The sequence below is a fragment of the Rossellomorea sp. FS2 genome (assembly GCF_047915635.1).
GTDB lineage: Bacteria > Bacillota > Bacilli > Bacillales > Bacillaceae_B > Rossellomorea > Rossellomorea marisflavi_A.
In genome coordinates, this window is the sequence record NZ_JBLRVS010000007.1 from 166,720 (window position 1) to 193,215 (window position 26,496).

Sequence of the window (26,496 nt, forward strand, 5' to 3'; positions counted from 1 at the left end):
CACTATGAATTTTTACAAGAGAATAAGCTTTTCTTTGCTGGCATTACTATTGGTCTTATCTAGTTTTTCTGGAATAGCGCAAGCAGAGACAAGTGTGGATTCTGTCGTTTCTAAAGCCCTTGTGATAAATGAAGAGAGCGGGGAAGCGGTCAGCGTCTATGCCGATCCTTCCTTGGAGAGTGAAGTCGTACTCGAGCTGGAAAGCGGTTCCGAAGTGGATCTTCAGCCTGAACCTAATCTCGATGAAGCTTTCACTAAAATCTCTGTTAGCAACAAAGAAACACAGGAAACGATTGATGGATACATATTGAGTACGTTCGTATCGTTACCTGAAGATGAGGCTACTGAAGAGAAGGCTCCTGTCGAAAAGTCAGATGCAGATACGCAGGTACCTGAAGAAGAACCTGCTGCGGTTGAAGAGGAAACTGTTGATGAGCCACCTGCAGAAGCAGACCCTATTCAAGAGGACGAGGAAGAAGCAGACACCATGCAGATCCAATCCTTTGCAGCAGCGGCTCCAATTGCTACGGCAGATGCATGGCAGGCTCAGTATTTCGCTAATACGAAATTACAAGGTACCCCTGTTCAGAAAACGCATCCGGCTATCAATTTTGATTGGGGAAGCGGATCGCCCGACAGTAAGATCCCGAACGATAACTTCTCAGCTAGATTTACGAGAGTGATGCAGTTCGACCGGGGTGTGTATCAACTTGTCGGCGAAGTGGATGATCATGTGAAGGTATATATTGATAATAAGCTGGTTTTTGAGATCACCAAAGCCGGTCATCACACGATTAACCAACCCATCCAAGTTCCAGTTGGAAAGCATGAAGTTTATGTGGAATATGTTGAGCTCACGGGTAAAGCAAAGCTCAAGCTTGATTTCCAAAAGCCTACCGGGTGGACTGCTAAGTATTATGGAAATACCACTCAAAAAGGAACTCCCCTCATTAAAACACATGCTCAAGAAAAATTGGCATTTGACTGGGGACATGGTTCACCTGATGCTTCCATTCCCGTAGACAATTTCTCCGCTGAATTTGAAAACATCATGACGTTCAATGAGGGAGTCTACCAGTTGACTGGCAGGGTAGATGACGTAGCGCGAGTATTCATCGATGACAAGCTAGTGTACAAAGTGGAAACTCCGGGGAGTCACCCCGTTGATCAATTGATTGAGGTTCCCCAAGGCAGCCATCGCGTGAAGGTGCAATACGTGGAGTTTACCGGCTCTGCCAAGATCTCACTTGATTTCAAACAACCTGACGGATGGATCGCCAAGTATTACAATAACTTGGATTTCAAAGGGGATCCGGTTATCCACCGTTCAGAAAAGCTTGACTTCAATTGGGGACACGGTTCTCCTGATAAGAAGATTCCGGTTGATAATTTCTCCGCAACCTTTGAGAAAGATGTATCCTTCCAAGGTGGTGAGTATCGCCTAGTCGGAAGAGCGGACGATGTCGCCAGAGTCTATATTGATGGAAAGCTGGTTTATGAGGTCAATAAGGCCGGAAATCATCCCATCGATAAAGTCCTGTCGATCACTCCTGGTACTCACCGCGTTTATGTAGAGTATAAGGAATTCACAGGCGGGGCAGCACTATCCCTTGATTTTGCCAAAGTCAGTGGAGACGGATGGTTCGCAAAATATTACTCCAATAACAACTTTAAAGGAGTACCCGTTTATTACGATACACCGAAGAATCTACAATTCGACTGGGGACACGGTTCACCCGATAAAAGTGTACCTGTGGATAACTTTTCGGCTGAATATACCCGTAAAATGGACTTTGAAGGCGGCGTCTATACCCTCACTGGCCGATCGGATGATCTGATCAAGGTATATATTGACGGAAAGCTGGTTCATGAGATTTCCAAACCAGGAAGTCACGCCATCAACCAACCTGTCGAGATTTCTAAAGGAACCCATGAAGTCAAAGTCCAATACGTGGAATTTACAGGTTCAGCCAAGCTGTCACTTGATTTCACAAGGCCAAATGGCTGGGTGGCAAAGTACTACAAGAATACGGACCTGAAAGGGACGCCCGTTATCAAAGAGCATTCAGACCTGAACTTCAATTGGAAAGCAGGATCACCTGATTCAGCTATTCCGAATGATTACTTCTCTGCTTCCTTCGAAAAAGAAATGAATTTCTCTGGAGGCATCTACAAAGTCACAGGTCATGTGGATGACAAGATCAAAATTTATATCGATGATCAATTGAAATACCAGATCACTAACCCTGGTCATCACGTTATGGATGGACTAATCGATATTCCAAAAGGAAACCATAAGGTTAGAGTGGAGTATGTCGAACTGACAGGGAATGCCCGGGTATCACTCGACTTCACTTCTCCTCAAGGCTGGATCGCGAAGTATTATAAAAATACCTCATTCCAAGGGACTCCTGTTCTCCAGGAACATGATGCAGTGAACTTCGACTGGGGTTACGGCTCTCCGGACCCGCAGATTCCAGTGGATCATTTCTCGGCAACCTATGAAAAATCCATGAGCTTTGATGGAGGAATATACGAAATCACTGGTCAGAGTGACGACTTGGTCAAGGTATCAATAGACGGAAAAGTTGTGTATGACGTAACCAAACCTGGGAATCACTCGCTGAGTAAGTTCCTCGACATTTCCAAAGGAACTCACGCCATCAAGATTGATTATGTAGAATTCACGGGCAAAGCCAAACTATCCGTTGACTTCAAGAAAGCAGATAGCGGCTGGGTAGCAAAGTATTACCCGAATACCACTCTAAGCGGAACTCCTGTATTGAAGGTTGTAAATGAATTGAACTTCGATTGGGCTCATGGATCACCCGATCCAGCAATCCCTGTTAATTACTTCTCAGCAAGTTTTGAGAATACCCTTAACTTCGAAGGCGGTCTCTACAATCTGCGCGGAAACGTCGATGACAAGATGAAAGTATTCGTGGACGGCCAACTGGTCTATGAAATGAACAAAGCCGGTAGTCATAAGATCGATGAGTTCCTTAACATTACGAAAGGGTCACATAAGATTCGAGTCGAGTACGTTGAACTGACTGGATCTGCCAATATGTCCCTGGACTTCACGAAGATGCAGGGAATCATCAAAAAATATGAATCTACCACTTACTCTACTTCACTTCAGGATATGGTGACGAAACAGGTAAACGCACGTGCACAGATTGATCCGTATACGTATGACACGTATATCAGAAGTGACGGTTTCATCAGCATCAGCAACAACGTTGGAATTGTTGATTACTCTAGCAATTGGAAGCTGAGAGAAGGACCTGGAACAAACTTCTGGGAAGTTACCCAGATCTCTTCTTCTAAGAGCAATCCCTATTCGTTGCGAATTCTTGGACAAGTCAAGGGTAGCGACGGTTACATCTGGTACAAGGTCAACTATACCGGTTGGCAAAATGCCAAGCCTGAAGCCGTTGAACGTTTGGTGAACCCATTGAACTATACGGATAAGAATTCAAAAGACTACCTGCAGTTCCTGAAATTATCGGGTACTGCCGGACTCGATGCAAACGAAGTCAATAGTAAGGTACTGTGGAATAAAGGAATACTCGCCAATAAAGCTTCTTCCTTCATTCAAGCTTCGAAAGAATACAACGTGAATGAGGTTTACCTTATCGCACATGCGCTTTTGGAAACAGGTAACGGAACCTCCGCCCTTTCAACCGGTGTAGGAATCATCGTTGAAAATGGGAAACCGCGTCTGGCGAAAAATGGTGAGAAACCACAGGATTACTCTTACAATATGTATGGAATCAATGCCAAGGATAGTTGCGCATTGGAATGTGGAGCACTTTACGCATATCAAATGGGCTGGACAACTCCGGAAAAAGCCATTGTAGGCGGGGCTTCATTCATCGCCTCAGGGTATGTTTCCCAAGGACAGGATACCATTTATAAAATGAGATGGAATCCAGCTGCACCAGCTACACATCAGTATGCTACCGACATTGGCTGGGCTCTCAAGCAGACGGCACGGATCAAAGAAGTCTACGACCAACTGAACAACTATACGATGGTGTTTGATGAACCTGTCTTCAGTAACAAGTAGTAAGCAGCCCCCGCCGAATGTGGCGGGGGCTTTTCTATTGGAATGTTCGACAAATTCTAACAAACTTTAACATAAAGTTGTATATACCTCCAAAAAAATCTATAATGAATCGTATATGATGAAATGAGAAGTTTCTATAAATTCTGAGGTGTATTATGAGTAAAGTCTATACAAACGCTATTGAAATCATCGAATTGAACCAAGATATCATCCATATCTACATGAAAGAGCAAAATGACTTCATCAAAATGAACCTGGAAGAACTGAAAGACGGGGAAGCCGTCCGCTGTCTTGATTATCAAGAAGAAAATCAAGTCCTTCTTGAGCACGAGCTGGGCACCAGTCGACTATATGTATATGTCTTCGAACAGTCTATCTATGTACTGAAAGAAAACCTGAGCAGCATGAACGTGCCTACTGCCGCATACCCCTTCACCATCGAAAACTTCACTGACCTGCTTACTGTCAACCAAATCGGGCTTACCCGTTTAGGCTTATTTGGAGTGAATGACGTATTTATTGCGTCTATAGATGAATTCTTTAACAAAGATGAATTGGTGTATACCATCGACGTTGAGTTGACCTTCCTGGACATTGAAGAGGACAAACGCTTCACCCTACTCGCTAAAGTGAGTTATCTTCAGTATCACCTCGTCGTAACATATGATCACTTGAACAGTTGTATCCAAATTGCCAAGGTGTTACTCAATGTGCTGCAGGAGCACCCCGACATCTCCCTTCAACTGATGAGCAAGAATAAAATTCAGATTGAGCTTCCGTCCCTGGGGACCTCAAAAATCGTTAATTTCAGCCAGATCAAAAAGAAAAGCCCCAAAAAAATCTTCAAACAGGCAGTGGCTAAGGAATTCAAAGGGGAGCATCTACTCTCCATCATCGTAATCAACAAGTCCCGCTATTATATCTACCTGAAAAAAGGCGGAGTCTACCTCGGGAAAAGCAATATTTATAATGTCACCGGGCATATTCCCAAGCTTCGTGTATTATCCACGAAAGATGCTTTCTACATCTATGGGCGGTTCACCCATTATGCCCGGAATTCCGATCAAAAGTACGATTATCTGTATATCAGGAACTCTGAACACCGACTTACACGTTTTGTACGACCATTTAAAAACGTAAAGATCCTTAAGAGATACGGATTCTTCAAAGTTCCCATGGCTGAACTTGATATTAATGAGCGCATTCATAATAATCTCTACGTTGGCAGCGAGGATCGACTCCTTCACAGCTTAAAACTTAAATATAAAGATCAAAAAGTGAAGACCCTTACCTTCAAAAAGCGCGGCGATCTCCTCCATGTTCTGCGCACGAACCTGAAAGGCAACCTCACCTCTACGATCGTCCCATTCTCCGAGGAGTACACTCTCGGAAGCCGATTAAAAGTGAAGCTTGCCAAGTTCATGTCCAAATTCACCAATGGAAGCAAAAATACAAACTTATACTTTGAAAAGAAAAGTGACAAAGCAGATGAGTCCGGATTCAGGGTATTTGAGAAGGTAATGGCAGCAAACCCAACCGGATCCGATAATTTCTTCATCTTGAATAAGAATTCTGCGCACTATCCTTATATGAAGAAAACCTACGGCAAGAACGTCATTGAGAAGTATAGTTATAAGCATTATCTTTCCATCTTCAACGCGAACTATTTCATCTCGAGCGAACTTTCGAATCATTTGTTGAATGACAGGCTGTACATTGACAGCCTTCGGAACAGAATCATGCAGGTTCCTCTCATTTTCCTTCAACACGGGATCATGTTTGCTAAACCGGTTGATAATCCGATGGCATTTGGATTCCACAAGGATAAGAACCTTTATAATATGTATAAATCCGTCATCAGCTCTGAACTTGAAGCCGGTGAATTCTATAAGATGAAATATGATCGTGACGATCTGATTTTGACTGGATTGGCTACCTTCGATTACGCGAAACTCGAACCTGATGCGGATAAGATTGCCTTCATGCCCACTTATCGTTACTGGGAAGAAGGATTGGTTTACAATAACCGCATTGAAGAAACATCCTATTATAAGACCTTGATGAAGGTCATCAAAGCGTTTGAGCAGCATAATCTATTGCATCGACTGTTGATTGTGCCGCACAATAAATTCTCTGAGTTCATTTATCATAATATGCCTGAATACAAACACATCATCTCGGATAATCCGTCCGAAGCGCTAAAGATAGCCAATGTGTTCATCACAGACTATTCTTCAGCCATCTATGATGCTCAATTCAGGGGGGCTTACCCGATCTTCTATTGGGAAGAGAAGGACTATCTGATCCGTCAGTACAAAGCGATCCCGCCGGTTAATGACGAAAACGCACCCGGCCCCATCGCCTATTCCGTCGACGAGCTCCTCTCCATTGTGAAAGAGGCCATCGACAACGATTATAGGCTTGATCAAGCCTATACCGAAAATTATCGACGCATCAATGAATTCGATGATCGTCAGAATACGACCAGGATCCTGGAATTCCTGAAAAAGGAACAAATCATCTGAACCGTTTAAGCCATCCTACTCAGTAGGATGGCTTTTTCTGAAAAACGGTACGTTCAGACACAAAAAAATGATCCTCCACATTCGGAAGATCATCTTATTACAGGCAATCATTGATCAACCTCACTACATTTTCACTTGAGTGACCTTGACTATACTGATTCCATTTCTCACAGAATTCAGCCACTGAGGCACTTTCTTCATTAAAGGGGTCCTCCAGCAGTATGCGGGTTACTTCCTCTGTCGTATACGCTACAGGTCCTGGCAATGATGTTTTGTAGTCCTCCCATACCCCTCTTTCCAAGAGATAGCTCTCATGATCGTACAAGTAGAAGATCATCGGCTTTCTGAGGAGTGAATACTCAAACGGAATGGACGAATAATCGGTAATGAGGACATCCGATACAAAAAGCAGTTCATTCATTCCTGCATAAGTGGATACATCAAAGACCTTATCCTTCAACTCATCCGGAATAACCATTCTGCCTCGAACAGCAGGGTGAAGCTTCACCAACAGGATCATATCTTCAGAGAACGATGGCACCATTTTTTCAAGATCAAGCTGCAGCTTGAATGCTACAAGGTCCTGTTCACGATAGGTCGGCGCATACAAGACCACTTTCTTTCCTTTTAAATAGGGGAACTTCCCGTATAATTTATCAACGATCCTTCGTTGCTTCCGTTTATCAAAAAATGGGTCTGTTCTTGGGATACCTGTCCGGGCAAACTGTTCTTCCTTCGCCCCGAAAGCCTCCCTGAAAATATCAGCCATGGCTTCCGATCCGACAATAATTTTGTTGAATTTGGCGTACACCTTCTTGAACCGGGAAATGGCTTTTGCAGATCTCATCTCGTTAGAAGGATCCTGAAGGCCGAACTTCTTGATTGCGCCATTAGCATGCCATAACTGGATGCAGGTTACTTCTTTTTTAAAGTCGGATACGGCCATGAAGCCATAGTAGTTATCAACTAATACCACTTTGGACGTTGCCAGATGATAGATCCCTTTCAAGAATTGAACCGGATGCTTCACCTCGAACAGAAGGGTCTCTGCTTCTTTCTCCCTCGAGAAAATTGGATGCATTTTATCTGTAGCTAAAAAAATGACGCGACAAGGGACATCCTGCCGCATCATTTCTTTCCATATACGCTGATTGTTCTCGCTGAACGAAACCACAAAGACGACTTTCCTCTTGATGGGGAATCCTTTCGCCAATGCAAAGATCGTTTTGAAGACAATCAGATATAAGGTTATGGCCATTTCTCTAGCCATTATTCACAGTGAAAAGATCGTTTTTGATCTTTGAAGTAGAAATTCCAATCGTCCTAGGAAGATATACGACTTCACAATGTTCCTTAAGGAAGTCAAACTTCCCTTCCCAATCATCCCCCATGACAAATACATCGATGTCACGGTTCACAACGTCGGATACTTTTTGTTCCCAGTCGTTTTCAGCAATGACCTCGTCCACATATCGGATGGACTCAAGAATCATTTTTCTGTTCTCGAAGCTATGATATGATTTCTTGTTCTTGATTGCGTTGAATTCGTCTGATGAAATGGCGACAGTCAGATGATCTCCCAACTGCTTGGCCCTTTTTAGTAGATTAATATGTCCCCAGTGCAACAAATCAAAGGTTCCATAAGTGATGACCTTCTTCATTACTAAATCCCTCCAAAATGATAATCTCTATAGTCAATTTCGTTTACGTTTCTTAAACCATTGTTGCTCATTATACATGCTGTACTTTACGAATAGTTTATAGGAACTTTACAATCTCGTAATAAATAACTGTCGAAAATTGTAAGTGCCCAATACATTCAATTTTAACTGAGACAAAGGAACTTAGCAAGTTGACTTCTGTGAAAAATAGTTGAACATTTTACATACAATACCCACAAAATTAAAAATTGACACCACTTTATAAACTTTCCAGATTTCATTTGTTCCCTTTAGAGTAGAATTTTACAATGGCGACATTTTATCGTTAAATAAGATTACAGGGTTGATGGAAAGTTACCTATTGAAGATTTCCCGCTTTTATAGCAGAATAGTCATGACCAACGATTAAACGCAATGTATACTTTCACAATGTGAACATAAGAAAGGAAAACTTATGAAATCTGCCTTAACCGTTTTGAAAGAACAATTTACCAGCTTCTATTTGATCCAGAGGCTATCTTTATATGAACTGAAAAGCAATAATAAAAACAATTACCTGGGTATGCTCTGGGAATTGATCAATCCCGGAATCCAGATCGCCATTTATTGGTTTGTATTCGGGTACGGGCTGAAAAATGGTGGCCAAGGACGCGCCGATGTCCATGACGTCCCATTCTTCATCTGGCTCCTTGCAGGTATGGTGGTATGGTTCTTCATCAGTCCCGCCATCACGCATTCTTCCAAGTCCGTCTATACCAGGATCAGGATGCTCTCTAAAATGAGCTTTCCCATGAGTGCCATTCCATCATATGTGATCCTGTCCAAGTTCTACCCGCATCTTTATTTGACCGGGATTACCATCATCCTGTTCCAGTTCATGGGTTTTCCGGTGAGTGTGTACTATCTGCAGCTACCTTATTTTATGGTATCCGTATTGGCTGTCATTTTCGCCCTCTCCCTGATTACGTCGACGTTGTCCACGATGATCCGGGACGTCCAGATGGTCGTACAAGCTGTTGTGAGGATGCTTCTGTATATGTCGCCGATCCTATGGAATATGGAAGACTTATTAAGTGACCGGCTTGTTACGATTATGAAATTGAATCCTTTCTACTATATAGTGGAAGGATATAGGAGTGCCCTCCTTGGAGAGGGATGGTATTTCATCGAACATTACCAATATACTCTGTACTTCTGGGGATTAGTACTGGTCCTCTTCATCTTTGGTTCTTATATCCATGTGAAGTTCAGAAGACATTTCGTCGATTTCTTATAATAGAAAGTAGTGGATACAATGCCTAAATCAGTCATTGCCAAAAATGTAACCAAAAAATATAAGCTTTATAATAAACAATCTGAACGCATTCTCGATATGATCACTCCAAAAAGCTTCGGAGAAGACTTCTACGGTCTGCGTAACGTCAGCTTCGAAGCTGAACAAGGAGACATCATCGGATTCGTAGGGGTTAATGGATCCGGTAAATCGACCCTAGCGAATATCCTTGCAGGTATCATACCCGAAACGTCAGGAACGGTTGAGGTGAACGGGAAAACTGCTCTGATCGCCGTCTCTGCCGGTTTGAATAATCAATTGAGCGGCCGCGAGAACATTGAATTGAAATGCCTCATGCTTGGTTTCAATAAAAAAGAAATCAAGGCACTTGAACCTGAAATCATAGAGTTCTCAGAGCTGGGGAAATTCATCGACCAGCCCGTTAAATCTTACTCAAGCGGAATGAAATCCCGCCTCGGCTTCGCCATTTCGGTCCATATCGATCCAGATATCCTTATCATCGATGAAGCCTTGTCAGTAGGGGATAAAGCTTTTTCCGAGAAAAGCCTTGAAAAAATGAATGAGTTCAAGAAGAGCGGAAAGACCATGTTCTTCGTCAGTCATTCCATCGGCCAAATGAAGAAGTTCTGCGAAAAAATCCTATGGCTGGAGTACGGGGAGGTTCGTGCGTTCGGACCTGTGGAAGAAGTGATTCCCCAATATGAAAACTTCTTCAAGGAATACAAAGCCATGTCCAAAAAAGAAAAGAAACAATTCCGTGAAGAAGCGTTGCGGAAACAAAGTGGCGCTGACTTTGTACAGTCCACATAATGAATGGGGGATCCTTTATTGAATAAAGGGTCCTTTTTTTCGGAACAATTGGCCTAAATAGTTTATAAAACTTGGCAAATCGCAAATGCTACTAAAAAATAGGGTTTGAATTCTTTTTATATTCGTATATAATACCGTTTAGGTTTAAAGGACGAATAATTGGCGGAAGGGGATCTAGCACGAATGGCTGAATACGAACTGAAACATAAGCGCATTCATACCCTGCAGATAAAAGAAACTTCTTCAGGAAAAACGCTTTATGTTGAATTTGCGCTTTTGGATCGTTATATAGAAAATTTGACCGATTACGAATTATGTCTCTTCGAAAGAGATACTGAACATTATTTGACTATAGAAACAAAAGAAGTAAGCACCGAAGAGTCTTTTACCATTTTGTCAGGACAATTGGTTCTTGATGGATACTTGGACTCGTTCAAGGCCAATACATTCTGGGATTTGTACTTACGAACCCACAAAGAAGAACATGAAGACCCGAAATTGGTCCGTATCAAAGCAAACAACGAAGACATTCGACTTCATTCCTTCTTCGTATCGGATTACATGTTCATACCCTATCGTACAAAAAAGGGAAATGTTTCGTTTAAAATTGCAGCTCCCGAAATATTTGGCCGCATTGAGCACGTTGACCTGAAAGAAAATGGAGAGTTAACATTTTCAGGATACTCTGTCGTGCCACCGGGAATTACTACAGCTAATAAAACCCTTGTGATTTCAAGCACAGAGACAGAAGAAGAAGTCATCATCCCACTCCCTTCTGAAGATCGTGAAGATTTAAGGGAGCTATTCCAAAATACCGCACTCTCCTTCACAGAGAGTGGATTTCATGGAAGCGTTGACCTAAAAGAACTCTTCCAGGATGGTACGAATACCTATTTCAAATTCTTTGTTGAATATACAAATGTGATTAATGGCGAAGAGGTCAAGATAAGAAGTCACCGGCTTCCTTTCTTCCCTAGGAATCCTGAAACGGAATTCCAGTCTGTCTTCATTCAATCAAACGGAAGAAAGTTGTTGGCGCGTGTAAAACCGACGAAAAAATCCCGTTTCTTATCCATCAGGGTGTTCCAATACAATGCACTCAAAGAAACCGTTCGAAAGGCTAAGAACTTTCTTGTTCGCGTCAAGAGAGGAAGAACGGTCAAAAGAGCATACAAACTTGCCTTTACGTTCTTAGGAAAACTTCCTGCGAAAAAGAAACAAGTGGTTTTTGAAAGCTTCCTTGGCAAACAGTTCAGCTGTAATCCCCGAGCCATATACGAATATATGCTTGAGAATCATCCGGAGTACGACATGTACTGGAGCATCGATCCACGGAGCGCTGCCGTATTTGAAGGCAAGGGACTTAAGACGATCAATCGCTTCTCAATTCCGTGGCTCTTCAAAATGGCCCGTTCGAAATACTGGGTTTCCAACAGCAGGCTGCCGATCTGGATACCAAAACCAAGTCACACGACCTATCTTCAAACATGGCATGGTACTCCGCTGAAACGCCTTGCGGCCGACATGGACGAGGTTCACATGCCTGGTACCAACACGGCTAAGTACAAGAAGAATTTCCTACTGGAGTCGAGCCGTTGGGATTACTTGATCTCACCAAACCGTTATTCTTCAGAGATATTCGCCAGGGCTTTTGGCTTTGAGAAGGATATGATTGAATCCGGTTATCCGCGGAATGATTTCCTTCATAATGCGAATAATGCAGAGACCATGAATTCGTTGAAAGAACGCCTTGACCTTCCTTTGGATAAAAAGGTGATTCTCTATGCACCAACGTGGCGCGACAATGAGTTCTACGCAAAGGGTAAATACAAGTTCAACCTTAAGCTGGAGCTTGATAAGATGCAGGAAGAGCTTGGCGATGAGTATATCGTCCTTCTCCGCATGCACTACCTGATTGCCGAGAACCTGGATATCACTCCGTTTGCCGGATTTGCGTACGATGTATCGCATCATACGGATATCAGCGAGCTGTACCTCATCTCTGATCTTTTGATTACCGATTATTCGTCTGTGTTCTTCGATTATGCGAATCTTGGCCGTCCGATGATCTTCTATGTGTACGATATCGAGAATTATCGCGATACGCTTCGCGGGTTCTACTTCGACTTTGAAGCACAGGCCCCTGGTCCACTGGTGAAGACCACCGAAGACGTGATCCGTCATATCCAACACCCGGATCCAGCATCCCAGGCGAACTTCGATGCGTTTTATCAAAAGTTCTGTTACCTCGAAGATGGAGAGGCAAGCAAACGAGTTGTCGAAAAAGTGTTTAAAACGAAATAAATGTGGGTAAAAGACGCAGGTGATCCCTGCGTCTTTTTTTGTCGATTTTTCTCTCTCTCCTCCCATTTGCTCTTCCGTCATTCGGCACGTTGTGATAACACAGTCCAAAGTACTATTTCTTTTTACATTTTTGGTGATTTTACTCCCTTTTTTCTATTAATTTATGGTAAAATGACAAAAAACTATCAATCTATACATAGAAGGAGAAACCCATTGAAAAAAACGATTGTAACATTTGCTGCTACCGCCGTTCTGTCTTCTACCTATGCATCTGCTGCCGCGGCAAGTTCGCACAAAGTAGAATCAGGAGACTCCCTATGGAATATTGCCCGTAAGTATAATACGTCTGTCTCGAATTTGAAATCGCTTAACAATCTGAAATCTGACATGATCTTCCCGAATCAGGTCCTTAAGGTGAATGCAAAAGCCTCCACTGCACCGTCTAAACCTTCAACGCCAGCGCCGGCACCGTCTTCGCCAGCTAAAACCTATACGGTCAAATCTGGGGATACGCTGATTGCCATTGCCAACCGCCACTCCATTTCACTCGGTGAACTGCAGAAATGGAACGGGATCTCAAGCCACTTGATTTACCCGGGACAAAAACTAGCGGTTTCATCCGGTGGGTCCGGATCTTCTTCCCCTGCACCAGCACCGGCACCTTCCAAGCCTTCACCGGCACCCGGAAACAGTGCAACAGGTTCTTACAAAGTTGTATCAGGGGATACCCTTTCCCACATCAGCTTGCGCTTTAACATGAGCGTGAGCGAGCTAAAGAAACTTAATGGACTATCGGGTAATATGATTTATGTGGGTCAGACACTTAAGGTGAACGGTGGTTCTTCTTCGTCTCCATCACCTGCACCATCTCCATCACCTTCGGCACCTAAGGAAGATACGGTCACTTCTTTTGACGTCAACCGCCTTCTCTCAGCTGCAAAAGGACAGATCGGTAAACCGTATGTATGGGGTGGATCGACCACTGCCGGCTTCGACTGCAGCGGATTCATCTACTATGCCTTCAATCAGGCGGGCGTCAGCATGTCCAGAACGTCTTCAGAAGGATACTACAGTCGCTCATACTATGTCGATAAACCGGCAATAGGAGATATTGTATTCTTCTCGAATACATACAAAAAAGGCATCTCTCATCTGGGAATCTATGTCGGCAACAATCAGTTCATCCATGCAGGTGACAATGGAGTCGAAATCTCCAGCTTGAACAACTCGTATTGGAAATCAAAATTCGACAGCTTCAAACGCTTCTACAGCCTTTAATCACTACCTGGTACTATGTTCCCAACAGGAATGGAAATGTACTACCCGGCAGTGTAAACCGGTTGCCCCTGGCAGCCGGTTTTTTCGTGTCATTATTTGGCGAATAATATTTCGCTTTTGCGTCAAGAAATATATACCAATTAAGAGGGTTATGTGGTTTAATTAATTGATTTTACTAATTAGATATTGGAGGATACTATGAGGAAAAAGTTGATCAAGAGTTTACTAGCTTTGATTGTGATTTTCAGTATTTGCCTGCCACAGCTCCCTCAGGCAAACGCCGCAACGGTGATTGAAGAATTGCCGCTTGCCATGTCGGAATTAACAGAAGGGAGTTTTATTGGTGATGATCATGTTCAGTGGTATAAAATCACCCCTGGAAATGACACCATTGAACAGTTCACACATCTGAGAATCAAGCTTGAATCCGAATCCGAGGTGAACATGAGTGTCTACTCCAGCCTCGAGAATGCCACCAATGACAATACGTTCGAACAATACAGAGGCTATTCCTACGATCAGGAAACCGCGTCCATCGATTTCCCGATCTCATGGGTGGGCCCTTACTATATCAAACTGGAAAGCTATGTAGAAGAGGATGAAGAGGGCAAACTGTTGCCTAACCCTTATAAAATCAGCTACGACGGCGTGTCACTTCCACCTTCCAATGGGGCCGTAGGAGAAGAATGCCCTGCAGAGCTCAGCGTCGAGAAAAAGAAAAACGGAAAAGTGATTTTATCCGACCTTCGTTCGATCCGTGAGAACCTTCTTGCCAAAACAGATAATGGGAAAGAACTGACGGCTGTTTATTATAAGTCAGCTCCATTCATCACGTCTAAAATGCTGTTTGATAAAAATCTGCGTGAAGACGTGTATGCAAACCTGTCCACTTTGAAAAATCTCTTGAGTGACACAGCGAAGAACGGCGGATCAAGTACGTATGCCATTTCTGACAAAGAGCAGGAAGCCATCAGCAACCTGTACGCGATTGCCCATGATGCCGTACCGGGTCCCCTGAAGACCCAGCTTGAAAACTCCGTTAAGAATGTGGATCTTTCAAAGCTATCCGGCACTTCTGTCTCGCAAGTAGTCTCAAAAGCTGGTCTCAGTACGACAAGTTCAACCGCTGATCCTTCCCGCTTGATTGTGAAAGTGAAGGACGGTCAGCCGACAAGTCGCGTCAAATCCAAAGTAGAGTCTTACGGAATTAAATCTGTGGATGACTTATCAAAAAAAGAATTGAAATCAGACCGTTTCCTTGTCGTGGAAGTGAAGAATAATGGTAAAGGATTCTCGGCAAGCTCCAAGACGACCGCCAATCAAATCGCCAAACTTCCTGAAGTCGAATTCGTAGAGCAGGTCCAGACCTACACGGCTCTGTCCGCAGACGTTCAGTATGAGCATCAATGGTCTTTAAATAACGGCGAGAAAAAAGGCAGCGATATCGGGTATGAAGCCCTTGAGAAACTGTTGAAAAATAAGAAACTAGACAAAACTGTGATTGCCGTTGCTGATACTGGTGTTGATCACACCCTTGCCGATCTTTCGGGTAATGTCCTTATAGACAAAGGATACAATTTTGTGGATCGAAACGATGATGCAATGGATGACAATGGCCACGGGACACATGTTTCCTCCATCATTGCTGCAAAGTCCGATAACCATTACTCCATGGCCGGGATCAATCCATATGCTGAAATCCTGCCAATCAAGGTCCTTGATTCATCCGGTGGCGGCGATACCGAACAGATCGCAGCCGGGATTATGTATGCAGCGGATAATGGAGCAAAGGTGCTGAACCTGAGCCTCGGAGGCGGATACAGCCGTACGATTGAATATGCCCTGCGTTACGCAAGTGAAAAAGGGGTTACCATCGTAGCCGCAAGCGGTAATGACGGTATGGAGGAACTGAACTACCCTGGTTCTTCTAAATATGTAATCGCAGTCGGTTCAACCAGCAAATTTGATATCGTTTCCGATTTCTCGAATTACGGAAAAGGGTTGGATCTTGTAGCGCCAGGCTCGGACATCCCTGCCCTCCTTCCAGACGGGAACGTCACCTACATGAGCGGAACATCCATGGCGACACCACATGTTGCCGCAGTAGCCGGTCTGCTCATTTCTCAGAAACCAACGATGAAGGCTTCTGAAGTGCAAGCACTCTTAAACAAGACAGCCGTCGATGTCGCTTTCGACGAACAGGATAACCCGTATACTGGAGAAGAAGAATATTGGGATGAAGAAGTAGATGGTCCATACCCTGTCGAGGTCTTACCGCCTGGATACGATCACGTATCTGGATACGGCCGCCTGGATGCATTCAGTGCCGTCAGTACACTTGACCTGGGGGCAACCATCAATCCGATTCTTAATAACTCAAAAGCCGTTACAGGGAAAGCCAAGAACGGATCCACAGTCGAAGTATGGAACGGGAAGAAGTCACTCGGCAAGGGAACCGTCAAATCCGGCTCCTACAGCGTTGCCATCCCGGTTCAGAAAACCGATCAGATCCTGACCGTCGTCATTACGAACGGCAATGCAAAGACATCCGTGAAACAAGTCGTGGAAAAAGCACCGGACAAACCGAAAGTCAAAAAAGTCACGAATAAAGATACATCCCTGTCAGGTACGGCCCAGGCAAACCTGAAGGTGATTATTAAAAATGCTTCCCGCAAAGTCATCGCAACGGGGAAAGTTGATAAAAATGGTTCATTCAAAGTGACCATCCCTAAACAAAAAGAAAACGCGATCCTCTACGTAACCGTGCAGGATGGCTACAAAGAAAGCTCTGAAACAAAAGTGACCGTCATCGATGTGATCCCACCTGCCGCTCCAAAGGCAAAAGCAATCAGCGATAAGAGCACCTCCATCACCGGCACAACCGAAGCAAAAGCTCAGGTCGTCGCCAAGGTGAAGGGTAAACAGATCGCGAAAGCCAAAGCGGATGCAAAAGGGAAATTCACCCTTAAGATCAAAAAGCAAAAAGCAGGTACCACTGTAGTTGTTACCTCTACCGATGCTGCAGGCAATACGAGCAAAGGCACGAACTTAAAGGTAGCGGACAAAACACCACCTGCTGCACCAAAGGTGAACAGCGTCAACGACAAAAGCACTTCCGTCAAAGGTAAGACTGAAGCCGGTGCCACCGTCACCGTCAAAGTGAAGAACAAAAAACTCGGTGAAGCCAAAGCCAACAAAAAAGGCGAATTCACCGTCAAAATCAAGAAACAAAAAGCGAAGACCGTTCTATCTGTCACAGCCAAGGACAAAGCTGGCAACGTAAGCAAGGCGAAAAACGTGACGGTGAAAAAGAATTAATCCAAAAACCGCTCCAGGGTTCCATACCCGGAGCGGTTTTCTTTGCATAAAAAAGACACCGGACCTTCTTCCTCCGATGTCATGCTGCTTCGTACTTCCTGCCTTTCTCCCTTTTCCGTAATTGAAGGCCCACAAACAGCGAAACCAAGCCGGCAAATGCTGTTGAAATCAAGGTCAACACCGGGTGATCCTGATAAGGGAGACTGGTATGGTAGCCAATGTTATCTTCCGTCAGCCCCCGGATCCACTGTGTCTCAAGCTTCGAATTCGCCCCCGATGAGAAGGTCGACTTTTTCACGACGCCATTTTCATTGATCCGGAACGTCTGGAACTTCTGGTCGCCCTCTTTCATGGCTTCCGGCGTCAATCGGAGGGCCGCAATAAACCACTCTTCCCCCGTTTCCTTCTCCTTCATTACCTTGTACAGGACAATGCCCTTGAACGCCTTCATGTCGCTCTTTTCATCTGTTTGGTCTCCTGGCACCTTCACCTTGGCCCGCTCCTCTTCCTGAAGCTCCAGGAGCACCTCAGTGCCATCCCGGTACGTCTGCACCTTCACCCCATGGAATACCTGAACCGTTTCCGCATCCTCCGGTGACTGGAACGAATAGCGCTTTTCTATTCCATTCTGATACACAAGCTCCCTGACTGACTGCACGGTGAAATAAAGGGCGATGGTGAGCAGGACGGCTCCTGCGGCGAGTAGTAAGACTGAGATGAGTTTTGATAGATTGAAGGGTTTGTTTGGCATTGGGATCACTCAGATCTTTTTAGATTAGCCTAACTCTGATAATTCCTCAATTTTATTCCTAATTAAAGGAGAGAAAACATGGTCATTTTGCAGTTCAAAAACAACCAGTGCTTTTTGCATATATTTCCTTGCTGACTCGTTATTACCTAATAGTTCATGATTATATCCAATTTGATAATGGAGTTGTCCAAGAAGATACAATGAGTCTTTTTCAAGACACCATTTAATTCCTTTCTCACAATAATCACTCGACTCTTTTAGCTGGTTTAGTCTAGTGAGTACCCTGGAATAGTTATATAAATGCCTTGTCTTTATAGTGTAATCATTAAAATGTGGTAAATGCTTTAGACGTTCACTTATCTCTTCAAAAACAAGCAAAGCTTTCTCTAGATTTTCTTTTCCTAGTATTGCCCCTATTGAAAGTAAGATTTCAATTTCTCTTTCAGTATAAACCTTAGTCACTGAATGATTAATTTCTATTGCTTCTTCCATGGTCTTTATAGCTTTATTAACATCTTTTTCTACTTCGTAAAAGTAAATTCCTTTATGCCATAGCAGATTCTGAGAATTTTTTGTGTTCTGAGCAAATAATGGATTTTCTTCTTCAGCCTTTACAATCTCCATCATTTCGTTAAAACGATGTTCTCGTCTCGCTATCTTCAACTGCTTTTCAACTTCTTGAACATAATCCAGTCGAGGTGTCATTCCAATATCGAAAAAATAATTAACATCAACACCAAGTTTTTGTGATATAAGGTATAATGTTGAAGCATACGGAAAAACAATTCCCTTTTCGATTTTACTGATTTGAGCTTGGGTACAGATCCCTTCAGACAGTTCTTCTTGGGATAGGCCTATATTTTTTCTCAACTCTTTTATTTTTTTTCCCACCGCTGAAAAATCCATGACATTATTCTCCCCTAATATTATTCCTAAAGTTATATTTTTAAAGAATTCTTATGAAATGATGTCTGAAAGCGACTAAAAATAGGCTATAAGACCTCTCAATCCAAATGTTATATTTTTTAGAATATGCTTTAATAATAATAACACTTATACAATTATCATAGCCAAAAAAATTCTATTTACGAAAGGGATGAAAGACCCATGAAGAAACATTTGTTCGTATTTTTAACCGCTTCCATCTTGGTATTTAGTTTTGCAGGGCTAACTTCTAGCCCAGATACTGCACCAACTTTCCAACGCGAACTGCCAATCAGCTACTAACTATAAGGATATACCCTTCAGCTTCCTTTGTGGAAGTTTTTTCTTTTCTGAAGAGACTTGATTTGTAAATATGCCCAAAGTTATATATTTACTCAAAAACAGAACATATTTACCCAAAATCAAAGATGCATCAATTATATACCTTACTGAGCCAAAATCCCCTTGTTTTTAAGGTGTGGTAGTATAAAAGTACAATAAAAGAAAGGGGGCTTCATGATGAATAGCATAAGCATGAAAGTAAATCCTCTATATTCTGAAATTGATTTGTCGATTCAGTTCCATTTTGAGTTCTTGCAAGGTGATTGCAAGGTCGGGGAGGCACTCGCATCCACGTATCCGATCGAGAATCATCAGCAAGCCCTCAAGCCTAAGCATTTGTCGTTTCCAAAGGTAGAAAAATGTGCAGTCATTGATTTGTTTGATGTCGTTGGGGATTTGGAGAAGGGCTGTCTGAAAAAGCTCCACCACTTCCTGAAGGTGATCGGAATGAAAGAAGTTCATGCAGGTTATGACATACAGCGCGAAAGCATGGTATAAGAAAAGGCGGTCCTCATGGGCCGCCTTTTCTTATGTGTTGAGAACCGCTGCCGTTTCCACTACAAGGAGCGCTGCGATCCGGCTCGTCATATCCCTGAAATCAAGCGTAGGGTCGATCTCCACGATATCCATGGCCCTGACAACAGGGTGCTTCAGAGCCTCGTGGAGGCCTTCCAGAAGCTCTTCAGGGTTCATGCCTCCTGGACTGATGGCAGGGCAGCCTGGAGCGTAGGATTGATCGAGGACGTCCATGTCTACGGACAGATAGATGACGTCAACCCGCCCCTTCAGCATCTCGATTCCTTGGCGGACAAGTTCTGCCGTCCCCCTCTCCCTTATGTCTTTCATTGTATGAACCGTCACACCCTGATCGAGGGCGTATTCATGATAGGCTTTTGCATTGCTGTAGTTGCGGATGCCGATCTGGATGAGATTCTCTCCCTTTATGATTCCTTCCTGTAGCAGCCTTCTGAACGGAGTCCCGTTGGTGGGTCCGCCATCCTCTGTGTTCCGGAGGTCGTGGTGGGCATCGAATTGGATGATCCCCACCGTCCCTTTTTCTTCACAGAAGGCTTTGACAGCGGATGTGGTGATGGAATGATCCCCTCCGAGCAGGATCGTGAACGGTGCCGCTTCCTGAGTCAGTACATGACGGACGGCTGTGGTGATCCGTTCATGTGATTCCATTATGGAGGTCGGGTGCATCACGACATCGCCGAAATCGATGAGGGGGGAAGTGAGATCTTGCCCGCTCTCGATCCGGTAGGTGGTGAATCCATTCAGGGCGTTCCGGATCGCACCCGGTGCGAAGCTTGCCCCTGAATGGGAAATGGACGGCTTGGATAAGGGGACGCCCAGGATGGCCGCTGCTCCCCTATCCCCTTCTTCCCACGGCTTCAGGAGCTCGGCGACCTTTGTGGTATAGCGATCCTTGAATGCCGCCTGCCCTGCCGGTTTAATAGGCATATTCATGGTCGATTCTCCTGCGGTACACGACGCGGCCCGATTTCACGACGGCAGCCGTGTGATTGACTCCGTAATGATACGGGATGTAGTGGTGGTTCGGTGCATCCCAAAGGACGATATCCGCCTTCCTGCCGACGGCAATCTTCCCGGCCACGTCTCCACGGTTGATGGCATGGGCCGCATTGACGGTGACGGCGTTCCAGATCTCCTCCGGTGTCATCTTCAGCTGTAGGGAAGCGAGGTTCATGATAAGCTGCAGGTTTTCCGTCGGTGAGCTTCCCGGATTGAAATCCGTTGAAAGCGTGACGGCGGCCCCTGCCTCGATCATACCTCTTGCATTCGCATATTTCCCTTTGTTCAGGTAGAACGACGTACCCGGTAACAGGACGGCAATCGTATTCCCTTCCCCGAGGGCCTTGATGCCTTTAGGGGATGCCCCGACGAGGTGATCGCCGCTGATGGCACCGATCCCGACGGCCATTTCCGTACCGCCTAGAGGATCGATTTCATCAGCATGGATTTTCACCGAGAAGCCCTTCTCTTTTGCTTTCAGGAGGAAAGCTCTGGACTGGTCCACGGAGAATACCCCCGTCTCACAGAAGATGTCGACGAATTCAGCAAGCTCGTCTTTTTCGATGTCTTCCAGAAGATGAAGCATGGCATCCAAAAATGCCTCCGGCTTTCCTTTGTATTCAGGCGGGATGGCGTGGGCTCCGAGGAACGTCGAGACGATCTCGACTGGATGATCATGGTTGAGCTGTTTGGCGACCCTGAGCTGCTTCAGCTCGGTTTCCTTATCCAGGCCGTAGCCCGATTTCGCTTCGACCGTGGTGACGCCATGGGAAAGCATCCGGTCGAGATGGAACTTCGCCTTGGCTAGGAGCTCTTCCTCCGTCGCCTGCCGTGTAGCGCCGACGGTGGAAAGGATGCCTCCGCCCTGTTTGAGGATCTCGAGATACGGGACCCCCTGCTGCTTAAGGGCCATTTCGTGCTCCCTCGATCCCCCGAATACGAGATGGGTATGGGGGTCGACAAGACCTGGCGAAACGAGCTTCCCTCCTGCGTCCAGCCGTTCTTTTGCATGAAGGCTTGCTGCCTCTGCCTGTGTCCCGACCCAGGCAACGAGGCCGTCCTTGATGGCAATGGCCGCGTTCTTTTTCACTGGGAGGTGCTTCATGTCTTCTCCCCTGACCGGCCCCTCCCCATGGTCCATGGTGAGGAGTTCGCCAATATGTTCGACGATCAGATCGTATATCATTCTTCATTCCCCCTCTTCATCGGGATATGGATCCCGTGCTTTTCCGCGGTCTCGTTGGCGATGTCATACCCTGCATCAGCGTGACGGATGACGCCCATCCCCGGATCCGAGGTGAGCACGCGTTCCAGCCGTTCCTTCGCGAGGTCCGTACCGTCTGCGACAGCAACCATCCCGGCGTGGAGGGAGTAGCCCATGCCGACTCCACCGCCGTGGTGGAAGGAAATCCACGAACCACCTGCTGCCGTGTTGATGAGGGCATTCAGGATTGCCCAGTCACCGACGGCATCGCTTCCGTCCATCATGCTTTCGGTTTCCCGGTTCGGGGAAGCGACGGACCCACAGTCGAGATGGTCGCGTCCGATGACGATCGGTGCTTTCAGCTCCCCGTTTCTCACCAGTTCATTGATGGCAAGGCCCATCGTCACGCGTTCTCCGTATCCGAGCCAGCAGATCCGTGAAGGAAGCCCTTGGAATGCCACTTTCTCCTGGGCCATATCGATCCAGCGGTTGAGGGCCTCATTCTCAGGGAAGAGCTCCTTGATCAGGCGGTCCGTCCGGTGGATGTCTGCAGGGTCACCTGAGAGGGCTGCCCAGCGGAACGGTCCTTTCCCTTCGCAGAAGAGCGGACGGATATAGGCCGGGACGAAGCCGGGGAATGCGAAGGCATCCTCGACACCTTCATCCTTGGCAACCTGACGGATGTTGTTGCCGTAATCGAAAACGATGCTGCCGCGCTTCTGGAACTCGAGCATCGCCTCCACGTGCTTCGCCATGCTCTTCTTGGAGTGGTGCGTATAGCGTTTCGGATCGGAACTTCGCAGCTCTGCCGCTTCCTTGAGGCTGTAGCCTTCAGGGACATATCCGTTCAATGGATCATGTGCCGACGTCTGATCGGTGACGATATCGATCTTCACTCCGCGTCGCAGCAGTTCATGATGGACTTCTGCCGCATTCCCGAGAAGGCCGATGGATAGCGCTTCCCCTTTGTCACGGGCTTCATGGGCCATGAGGAGGGCTTCGTCGACGGAATCTGTCTTTACATCGCAGTACCGTGTATCCAGGCGCTTATTGATCCGTTCCTCATCCACATCGACGGCGATGACGACCCCACCGTTCATGGTGACAGCAAGGGGCTGAGCGCCGCCCATCCCACCGAGTCCGGCCGTCAGGGTGATGGTGCCCTTCAGGGATCCGCTGTAATGCTTTTTGGCAAGGGCAGCGAACGTCTCGTATGTCCCCTGAAGGATTCCCTGGGTCCCGATATAGATCCAGCTTCCCGCCGTCATCTGGCCGTACATGATGAGCCCCTTCTTGTCGAGCTCATGGAAGTGATCCCAGTCCGCCCATTTCGGTACGAGGACAGAGTTGGACAGAAGCACCCTCGGGGCTGCTGTGTGGGTCCTGAATTTACCGACAGGCTTACCCGACTGGATCAGGAGGGTCTCATCATTCTCCAGTTCCCGTAAGGAGCGGACGATGGCATCGAAGGATTCCCAGTTCCGGGCAGCCTTCCCGATCCCTCCGTATACGACGAGCTCCTCAGGGATTTCCGCTACTTCGGGGTCAAGATTGTTGTAGAGCATGCGGAGGACCGCTTCCTGTTCCCACCCTTTGCATTCAATCTCTGTTCCTTTTTTCACGCGTACGATTCGTTTATCCGCTTTAACCATTGGTCGTTTCCTCCTTCGTCTCTGTCGAAATGATGGTGTGCAGTTGAATGGATTGAAGCCATGAAGCTGCGGCTTCGATATCTTTCGAGAATATACGGTCCTTGGTGATGCTCGGGATGACCTTGCGTGCCTCATTGTAGAAGCGCTTCGTGCTCGGTGCCATGAGATCCACTCCCCGGTGCTCCACAGCTTGAAGGCTGCAGACGAGCTCGATGGCCACGACGCGCCGGGTGTTCTGGAGGATCTGATAGGCGTGGCGGGAACCGATCGTCCCCATGCTCACATGATCTTCCTGGTTCGCAGACGACGGGATGGAATCGACGCTCGCCGGATGGGCCAGGGTTTTATTTTCCGATACAAGGGAGGCGGCACAGTATTGCATGATCATCGCTCCAGACTGAAGACCGGGCTCGGGGCTCAGGAACGGCGGCAGGTCGCTAAGCTGCGGATTGACAAGGCGCTCGATCCTCCGCTCGGAGATATTGGCAAGCTCAGCGACGGCGATCTTCATGAAGTCCATGGCGAAGGCGATCGGCTGACCGTGGAAGTTACCTCCCGAGATGATCTTCTCACCGTCTTCAAAGATCAGTGGATTATCTGTCGCCGCGTTCATCTCGATCTCGAGCTTTTCCTTCACATAGTCGAGTGCCTGCCACGAAGCTCCGTGCACCTGCGGGATGCACCGGAGGGAATAAGCATCCTGGACCCTGAGCTCCCCCTGTCTCGTCGTCAGTCTGCTGCCCTGGAGATAGCCCCGGATCCGCGAGGCTGTGTCGACCTGCTGCGTATAGCCCCTGGCCAGATGCACATCTTCATCAAAGGCATCGGTGATCCCCCTCAGTCCTTCCATTGTGAGGCTGGCGATCAGCTCGCTCTGATGGGCGAGTTCTTCTGCTTCCAGATAGCCGATGACCCCCATGGCCGTCATCGCCTGCGTTCCGTTGATCAAGGCAAGGCCTTCTTTTGCCTGGAGCTGGATCGGGAAAATGTTTTCTTTTGAAAGGACGGTCAGGGTGTCATGGATCCCGCCGCGATAGTGCACCTGCCCTTCTCCCATGAGTGCGAGGGCGAGATGGGAAAGGGGGGCAAGATCTCCGCTTGCACCGAGTGATCCCTGCTGTGGAACGACGGGATGGATTTCCTTATTGAGGAACTCCACCAATCGCTCAACGATGACGGGCCGCACGCCCGAGTACCCTTTCAGCAGGGCATTCGCCCTCAAGAGGAGCATCGCCCTCGAGACGTTCTCTGGGAACGGATCCCCCACTCCGCATGCGTGGGAGTGGATCAGGTTCAGCTGCAGCTCTTCTACATCCTCAGGATCGATGAGAACATCACTGAACTTCCCGAATCCTGTGTTGATGCCGTATACGACCCGCTTTTCCTTCACGATCCGCTCAACCGCTTCACGACTTTTCTTTACCCTGTCCATGCTTTCCTGCGATAGGGTGACGAACACCTTCTCATCGATTACCTGCTTTGCCTGAGCCAATGTCAGGGAGCAGCCTGTCAATTCCACCATCACGATCACCTCGTTATAATTGTTTGTCCACATGAAAAGGAGGCTCGGTCAAAGACAGAATCCTGTCCTTGACCGAGCCTCCTTTCGACTGATTTCTATAGGCTCTTATTTACATATGATTGATTCCGAGACCGATCGTCTCATGTTCAAGTCCCTTCACCGGGGCACCGATGGTCCCATATAGGGCGACGGCGATCCACTCGCCTTCCTCTTCCCTGGGATAGGGTGTTCCCCTGACGACCGCAAAGCTCAGCCCCACTGTCCTGAGGACCTCTCCCAGCTGGGCATGGCCCCTCGTGACGCCCGTGAGTGCTTCCATGATGGCATGGTAAAGAGCGTGCATGTCGCGGTACAGGTCTTCACGGACGATATCGCTCCGCTTCGCAGCGGTCTCGATGGCCGCGACGATCTTTTGGCTGTCCATCGATCCGATCCTGCCGGTGCAGTAGCTCCAGTTCAGTTCGTTGAAATGTCGGTTCCAGTCCTCTTCTGACCTCTCGGTGAGAAGAAGGAGCATGGCATTTTTGCCGATCCGGTTATTCCCTGCTGTTTTCATGGAGTCATCACCTTGAGAGAAAATTCTAAACATACTAATAACTATCTTCATTGTATGTAGGATATCGGCCAAGGTCAACGGAAATCATCGTGATTTTAGAAACTTAGAGAGGTAGTTCGGTAGCGGGGTAAAGCCTCATTCCCCCACGCTTCTTCCTCTTTTGTACACATTGGGCTTCCATTGGAAGGTGACCGTTCTGGCATCGGTCTTTAAACTGAAGAATGAGAGTATATCACTTTTTATGTCGTCATCGAGGGGGTCTTCATGCGGGTGGGAAGGCAGGATATTCAATCGGGTCATCGTATTCGTTTTTTCCAGAATGAGCTTGCATACCGCGATCGTGTTCGCGTCGATATCCACACATTTGAATGGCAAGGAGCTTCCTTCGGCGATCGGAAGGGCATACAGGGTGCAGCCTGCCGTTTCCATGATAAAGTTCGAATACAGGATTCCCTTTAGAGGATGTGAAAATCCGGGCGGTCTGCAGATCGCGACGATCCCTTCCTTGTAGTGCTTCCCTTCGAAGAGGAGCAGGTGCTTATTCTTCCAATCGGCCTTGCGTCTCGTCAGATCATACTCTTCGAAAACAATCAGATATTCTCTTGCCATTGTATCCTCCTTTATAACTAGTAATATTTTACTACTTCTGGTTTATTCTACATATAATGTGGTTTTTCCTCCTTTTTTTTTACAAACATAATAGTATTTTTTAACTTTATAATGCTATTATCCCACCCTTATAGCGGG

General features: G+C 46.3%; 18 protein-coding genes. 8 read left to right on the plus strand and 10 right to left on the minus strand.

The features are described 5' to 3' along the window. The first annotated feature begins 94 nt into the window (after positions 1-94). Complete coding sequence (locus tag ACNA6I_RS20245; RefSeq protein WP_416314081.1) at positions 95-4,072, plus strand: PA14 domain-containing protein; 3,978 nt, start codon at positions 95-97, stop codon at positions 4,070-4,072. Between the two features lie 155 nt (positions 4,073-4,227). Then, the gene (locus ACNA6I_RS20250) at positions 4,228-6,597 is read left to right on the plus strand and encodes a CDP-glycerol glycerophosphotransferase family protein (RefSeq protein ID WP_252265293.1); all 2,370 of its coding nucleotides are present in this window, start codon (positions 4,228-4,230) and stop codon (positions 6,595-6,597) included. Positions 6,598-6,694: 97 nt separating this feature from the next. Here the strand turns inward: ACNA6I_RS20250 and ACNA6I_RS20255 are convergent, their stop codons facing one another. Next, complete coding sequence (locus ACNA6I_RS20255) at positions 6,695-7,855, minus strand: CDP-glycerol glycerophosphotransferase family protein (protein ID WP_197084357.1); 1,161 nt, start codon at positions 7,853-7,855, stop codon at positions 6,695-6,697. A gap of 4 nt (positions 7,856-7,859) precedes the next feature. Further along, complete coding sequence (gene tagD / locus ACNA6I_RS20260; protein ID WP_048015262.1) at positions 7,860-8,258, minus strand: glycerol-3-phosphate cytidylyltransferase; 399 nt, start codon at positions 8,256-8,258, stop codon at positions 7,860-7,862. A gap of 454 nt (positions 8,259-8,712) precedes the next feature. Here tagD and ACNA6I_RS20265 point away from each other — a divergent pair, with 454 nt between their 5' ends. From ACNA6I_RS20265 to ACNA6I_RS20285, 5 genes are all read left to right on the plus strand, one after another. Then, the gene (locus ACNA6I_RS20265; RefSeq protein ID WP_048015263.1) at positions 8,713-9,534 is read left to right on the plus strand and encodes an ABC transporter permease; all 822 of its coding nucleotides are present in this window, start codon (positions 8,713-8,715) and stop codon (positions 9,532-9,534) included. An 18-nt stretch (positions 9,535-9,552) separates the two neighbouring features. After that, positions 9,553-10,362: a teichoic acids export ABC transporter ATP-binding subunit TagH gene (gene tagH, locus ACNA6I_RS20270; RefSeq protein WP_048015264.1), complete on the plus strand. Its 810-nt coding sequence runs from the start codon at positions 9,553-9,555 to the stop codon at positions 10,360-10,362. A gap of 183 nt (positions 10,363-10,545) precedes the next feature. Further along, on the plus strand, positions 10,546-12,666 hold the full coding sequence (locus ACNA6I_RS20275; RefSeq protein WP_252265294.1) for a CDP-glycerol glycerophosphotransferase family protein: 2,121 nt from the start codon (positions 10,546-10,548) through the stop codon (positions 12,664-12,666). A 213-nt stretch (positions 12,667-12,879) separates the two neighbouring features. Further along, entirely contained in the window at positions 12,880-13,944 is a 1,065-nt protein-coding gene (locus ACNA6I_RS20280; protein WP_063191943.1) for a LysM peptidoglycan-binding domain-containing protein, read from the plus strand. 198 nt (positions 13,945-14,142) lie between these two features. Continuing rightward, positions 14,143-17,262 (plus strand): Ig-like domain-containing protein, encoded by a 3,120-nt coding sequence (locus ACNA6I_RS20285; protein ID WP_416314082.1) that lies wholly within the window; start codon positions 14,143-14,145, stop codon positions 17,260-17,262. Between the two features lie 79 nt (positions 17,263-17,341). Here the strand turns inward: ACNA6I_RS20285 and ACNA6I_RS20290 are convergent, their stop codons facing one another. Both ACNA6I_RS20290 and ACNA6I_RS20295 read right to left on the minus strand, forming a co-directional pair. Next, complete coding sequence (locus tag ACNA6I_RS20290; protein WP_416314083.1) at positions 17,342-18,013, minus strand: hypothetical protein; 672 nt, start codon at positions 18,011-18,013, stop codon at positions 17,342-17,344. 24 nt (positions 18,014-18,037) lie between these two features. Then, positions 18,038-18,919 (minus strand): helix-turn-helix domain-containing protein, encoded by an 882-nt coding sequence (locus ACNA6I_RS20295; RefSeq protein ID WP_416314084.1) that lies wholly within the window; start codon positions 18,917-18,919, stop codon positions 18,038-18,040. A gap of 534 nt (positions 18,920-19,453) precedes the next feature. Here ACNA6I_RS20295 and ACNA6I_RS20300 point away from each other — a divergent pair. Continuing rightward, positions 19,454-19,777, plus strand: coding sequence for a hypothetical protein (locus ACNA6I_RS20300; protein ID WP_156183346.1), 324 nt, complete (start codon positions 19,454-19,456; stop codon positions 19,775-19,777). 30 nt (positions 19,778-19,807) lie between these two features. On the opposite strand, the gene hutG is transcribed toward ACNA6I_RS20300, so the two are convergent. From hutG to ACNA6I_RS20330, 6 genes are all read right to left on the minus strand, one after another. Beyond that, positions 19,808-20,749 carry a formimidoylglutamase gene (gene hutG, locus ACNA6I_RS20305; RefSeq protein WP_416314085.1) on the minus strand — a complete coding sequence of 314 codons (942 nt, stop codon included), beginning with the start codon at positions 20,747-20,749 and terminating at the stop codon, positions 19,808-19,810. Further along, positions 20,733-21,998, minus strand: coding sequence for an imidazolonepropionase (gene hutI / locus ACNA6I_RS20310; RefSeq protein WP_416314203.1), 1,266 nt, complete (start codon positions 21,996-21,998; stop codon positions 20,733-20,735). The genes hutG and hutI overlap by 17 nt, the downstream gene beginning before the upstream one ends. Next, on the minus strand, positions 21,998-23,671 hold the full coding sequence (hutU, locus tag ACNA6I_RS20315) for a urocanate hydratase (RefSeq protein WP_416314086.1): 1,674 nt from the start codon (positions 23,669-23,671) through the stop codon (positions 21,998-22,000). Before hutU ends, hutI begins: the two co-directional genes overlap by 1 nt. Continuing rightward, the gene (hutH, locus tag ACNA6I_RS20320; protein WP_048004904.1) at positions 23,664-25,193 is read right to left on the minus strand and encodes a histidine ammonia-lyase; all 1,530 of its coding nucleotides are present in this window, start codon (positions 25,191-25,193) and stop codon (positions 23,664-23,666) included. Before hutH ends, hutU begins: the two co-directional genes overlap by 8 nt. 109 nt (positions 25,194-25,302) lie before the next feature. Continuing rightward, positions 25,303-25,749, minus strand: coding sequence for a hut operon transcriptional regulator HutP (gene hutP, locus ACNA6I_RS20325; protein ID WP_048014200.1), 447 nt, complete (start codon positions 25,747-25,749; stop codon positions 25,303-25,305). Positions 25,750-25,884: 135 nt separating this feature from the next. Beyond that, on the minus strand, positions 25,885-26,358 hold the full coding sequence (locus ACNA6I_RS20330; RefSeq protein ID WP_416314087.1) for a hypothetical protein: 474 nt from the start codon (positions 26,356-26,358) through the stop codon (positions 25,885-25,887). Between the last annotated feature and the right edge of the window lie 138 nt (positions 26,359-26,496).

What these genes read in the sequence shown, in the direction of transcription:
- tagH (WP_048015264.1), top strand. Translation starts at nt 9,553, where the DNA reads ATGCCTAAATCAGTCATTGCCAAAAATGTAACCAAAAAATATAAGCTT.
- ACNA6I_RS20285 (WP_416314082.1), top strand. Translation starts at nt 14,143, where the DNA reads ATGAGGAAAAAGTTGATCAAGAGTTTACTAGCTTTGATTGTGATTTTC.
- ACNA6I_RS20265 (WP_048015263.1), top strand. Translation starts at nt 8,713, where the DNA reads ATGAAATCTGCCTTAACCGTTTTGAAAGAACAATTTACCAGCTTCTAT.
- ACNA6I_RS20290 (WP_416314083.1), bottom strand. Translation starts at nt 18,013, where the DNA reads ATGCCAAACAAACCCTTCAATCTATCAAAACTCATCTCAGTCTTACTA.
- ACNA6I_RS20295 (WP_416314084.1), bottom strand. Translation starts at nt 18,919, where the DNA reads ATGGATTTTTCAGCGGTGGGAAAAAAAATAAAAGAGTTGAGAAAAAAT.
- tagD (WP_048015262.1), bottom strand. Translation starts at nt 8,258, where the DNA reads ATGAAGAAGGTCATCACTTATGGAACCTTTGATTTGTTGCACTGGGGA.
- ACNA6I_RS20330 (WP_416314087.1), bottom strand. Translation starts at nt 26,358, where the DNA reads ATGGCAAGAGAATATCTGATTGTTTTCGAAGAGTATGATCTGACGAGA.
- ACNA6I_RS20250 (WP_252265293.1), top strand. Translation starts at nt 4,228, where the DNA reads ATGAGTAAAGTCTATACAAACGCTATTGAAATCATCGAATTGAACCAA.
- hutH (WP_048004904.1), bottom strand. Translation starts at nt 25,193, where the DNA reads ATGGTGGAATTGACAGGCTGCTCCCTGACATTGGCTCAGGCAAAGCAG.
- ACNA6I_RS20255 (WP_197084357.1), bottom strand. Translation starts at nt 7,855, where the DNA reads ATGGCCATAACCTTATATCTGATTGTCTTCAAAACGATCTTTGCATTG.
- hutU (WP_416314086.1), bottom strand. Translation starts at nt 23,671, where the DNA reads ATGGTTAAAGCGGATAAACGAATCGTACGCGTGAAAAAAGGAACAGAG.
- ACNA6I_RS20275 (WP_252265294.1), top strand. Translation starts at nt 10,546, where the DNA reads ATGGCTGAATACGAACTGAAACATAAGCGCATTCATACCCTGCAGATA.
- hutG (WP_416314085.1), bottom strand. Translation starts at nt 20,749, where the DNA reads ATGAATATGCCTATTAAACCGGCAGGGCAGGCGGCATTCAAGGATCGC.
- ACNA6I_RS20300 (WP_156183346.1), top strand. Translation starts at nt 19,454, where the DNA reads ATGATGAATAGCATAAGCATGAAAGTAAATCCTCTATATTCTGAAATT.
- hutP (WP_048014200.1), bottom strand. Translation starts at nt 25,749, where the DNA reads ATGAAAACAGCAGGGAATAACCGGATCGGCAAAAATGCCATGCTCCTT.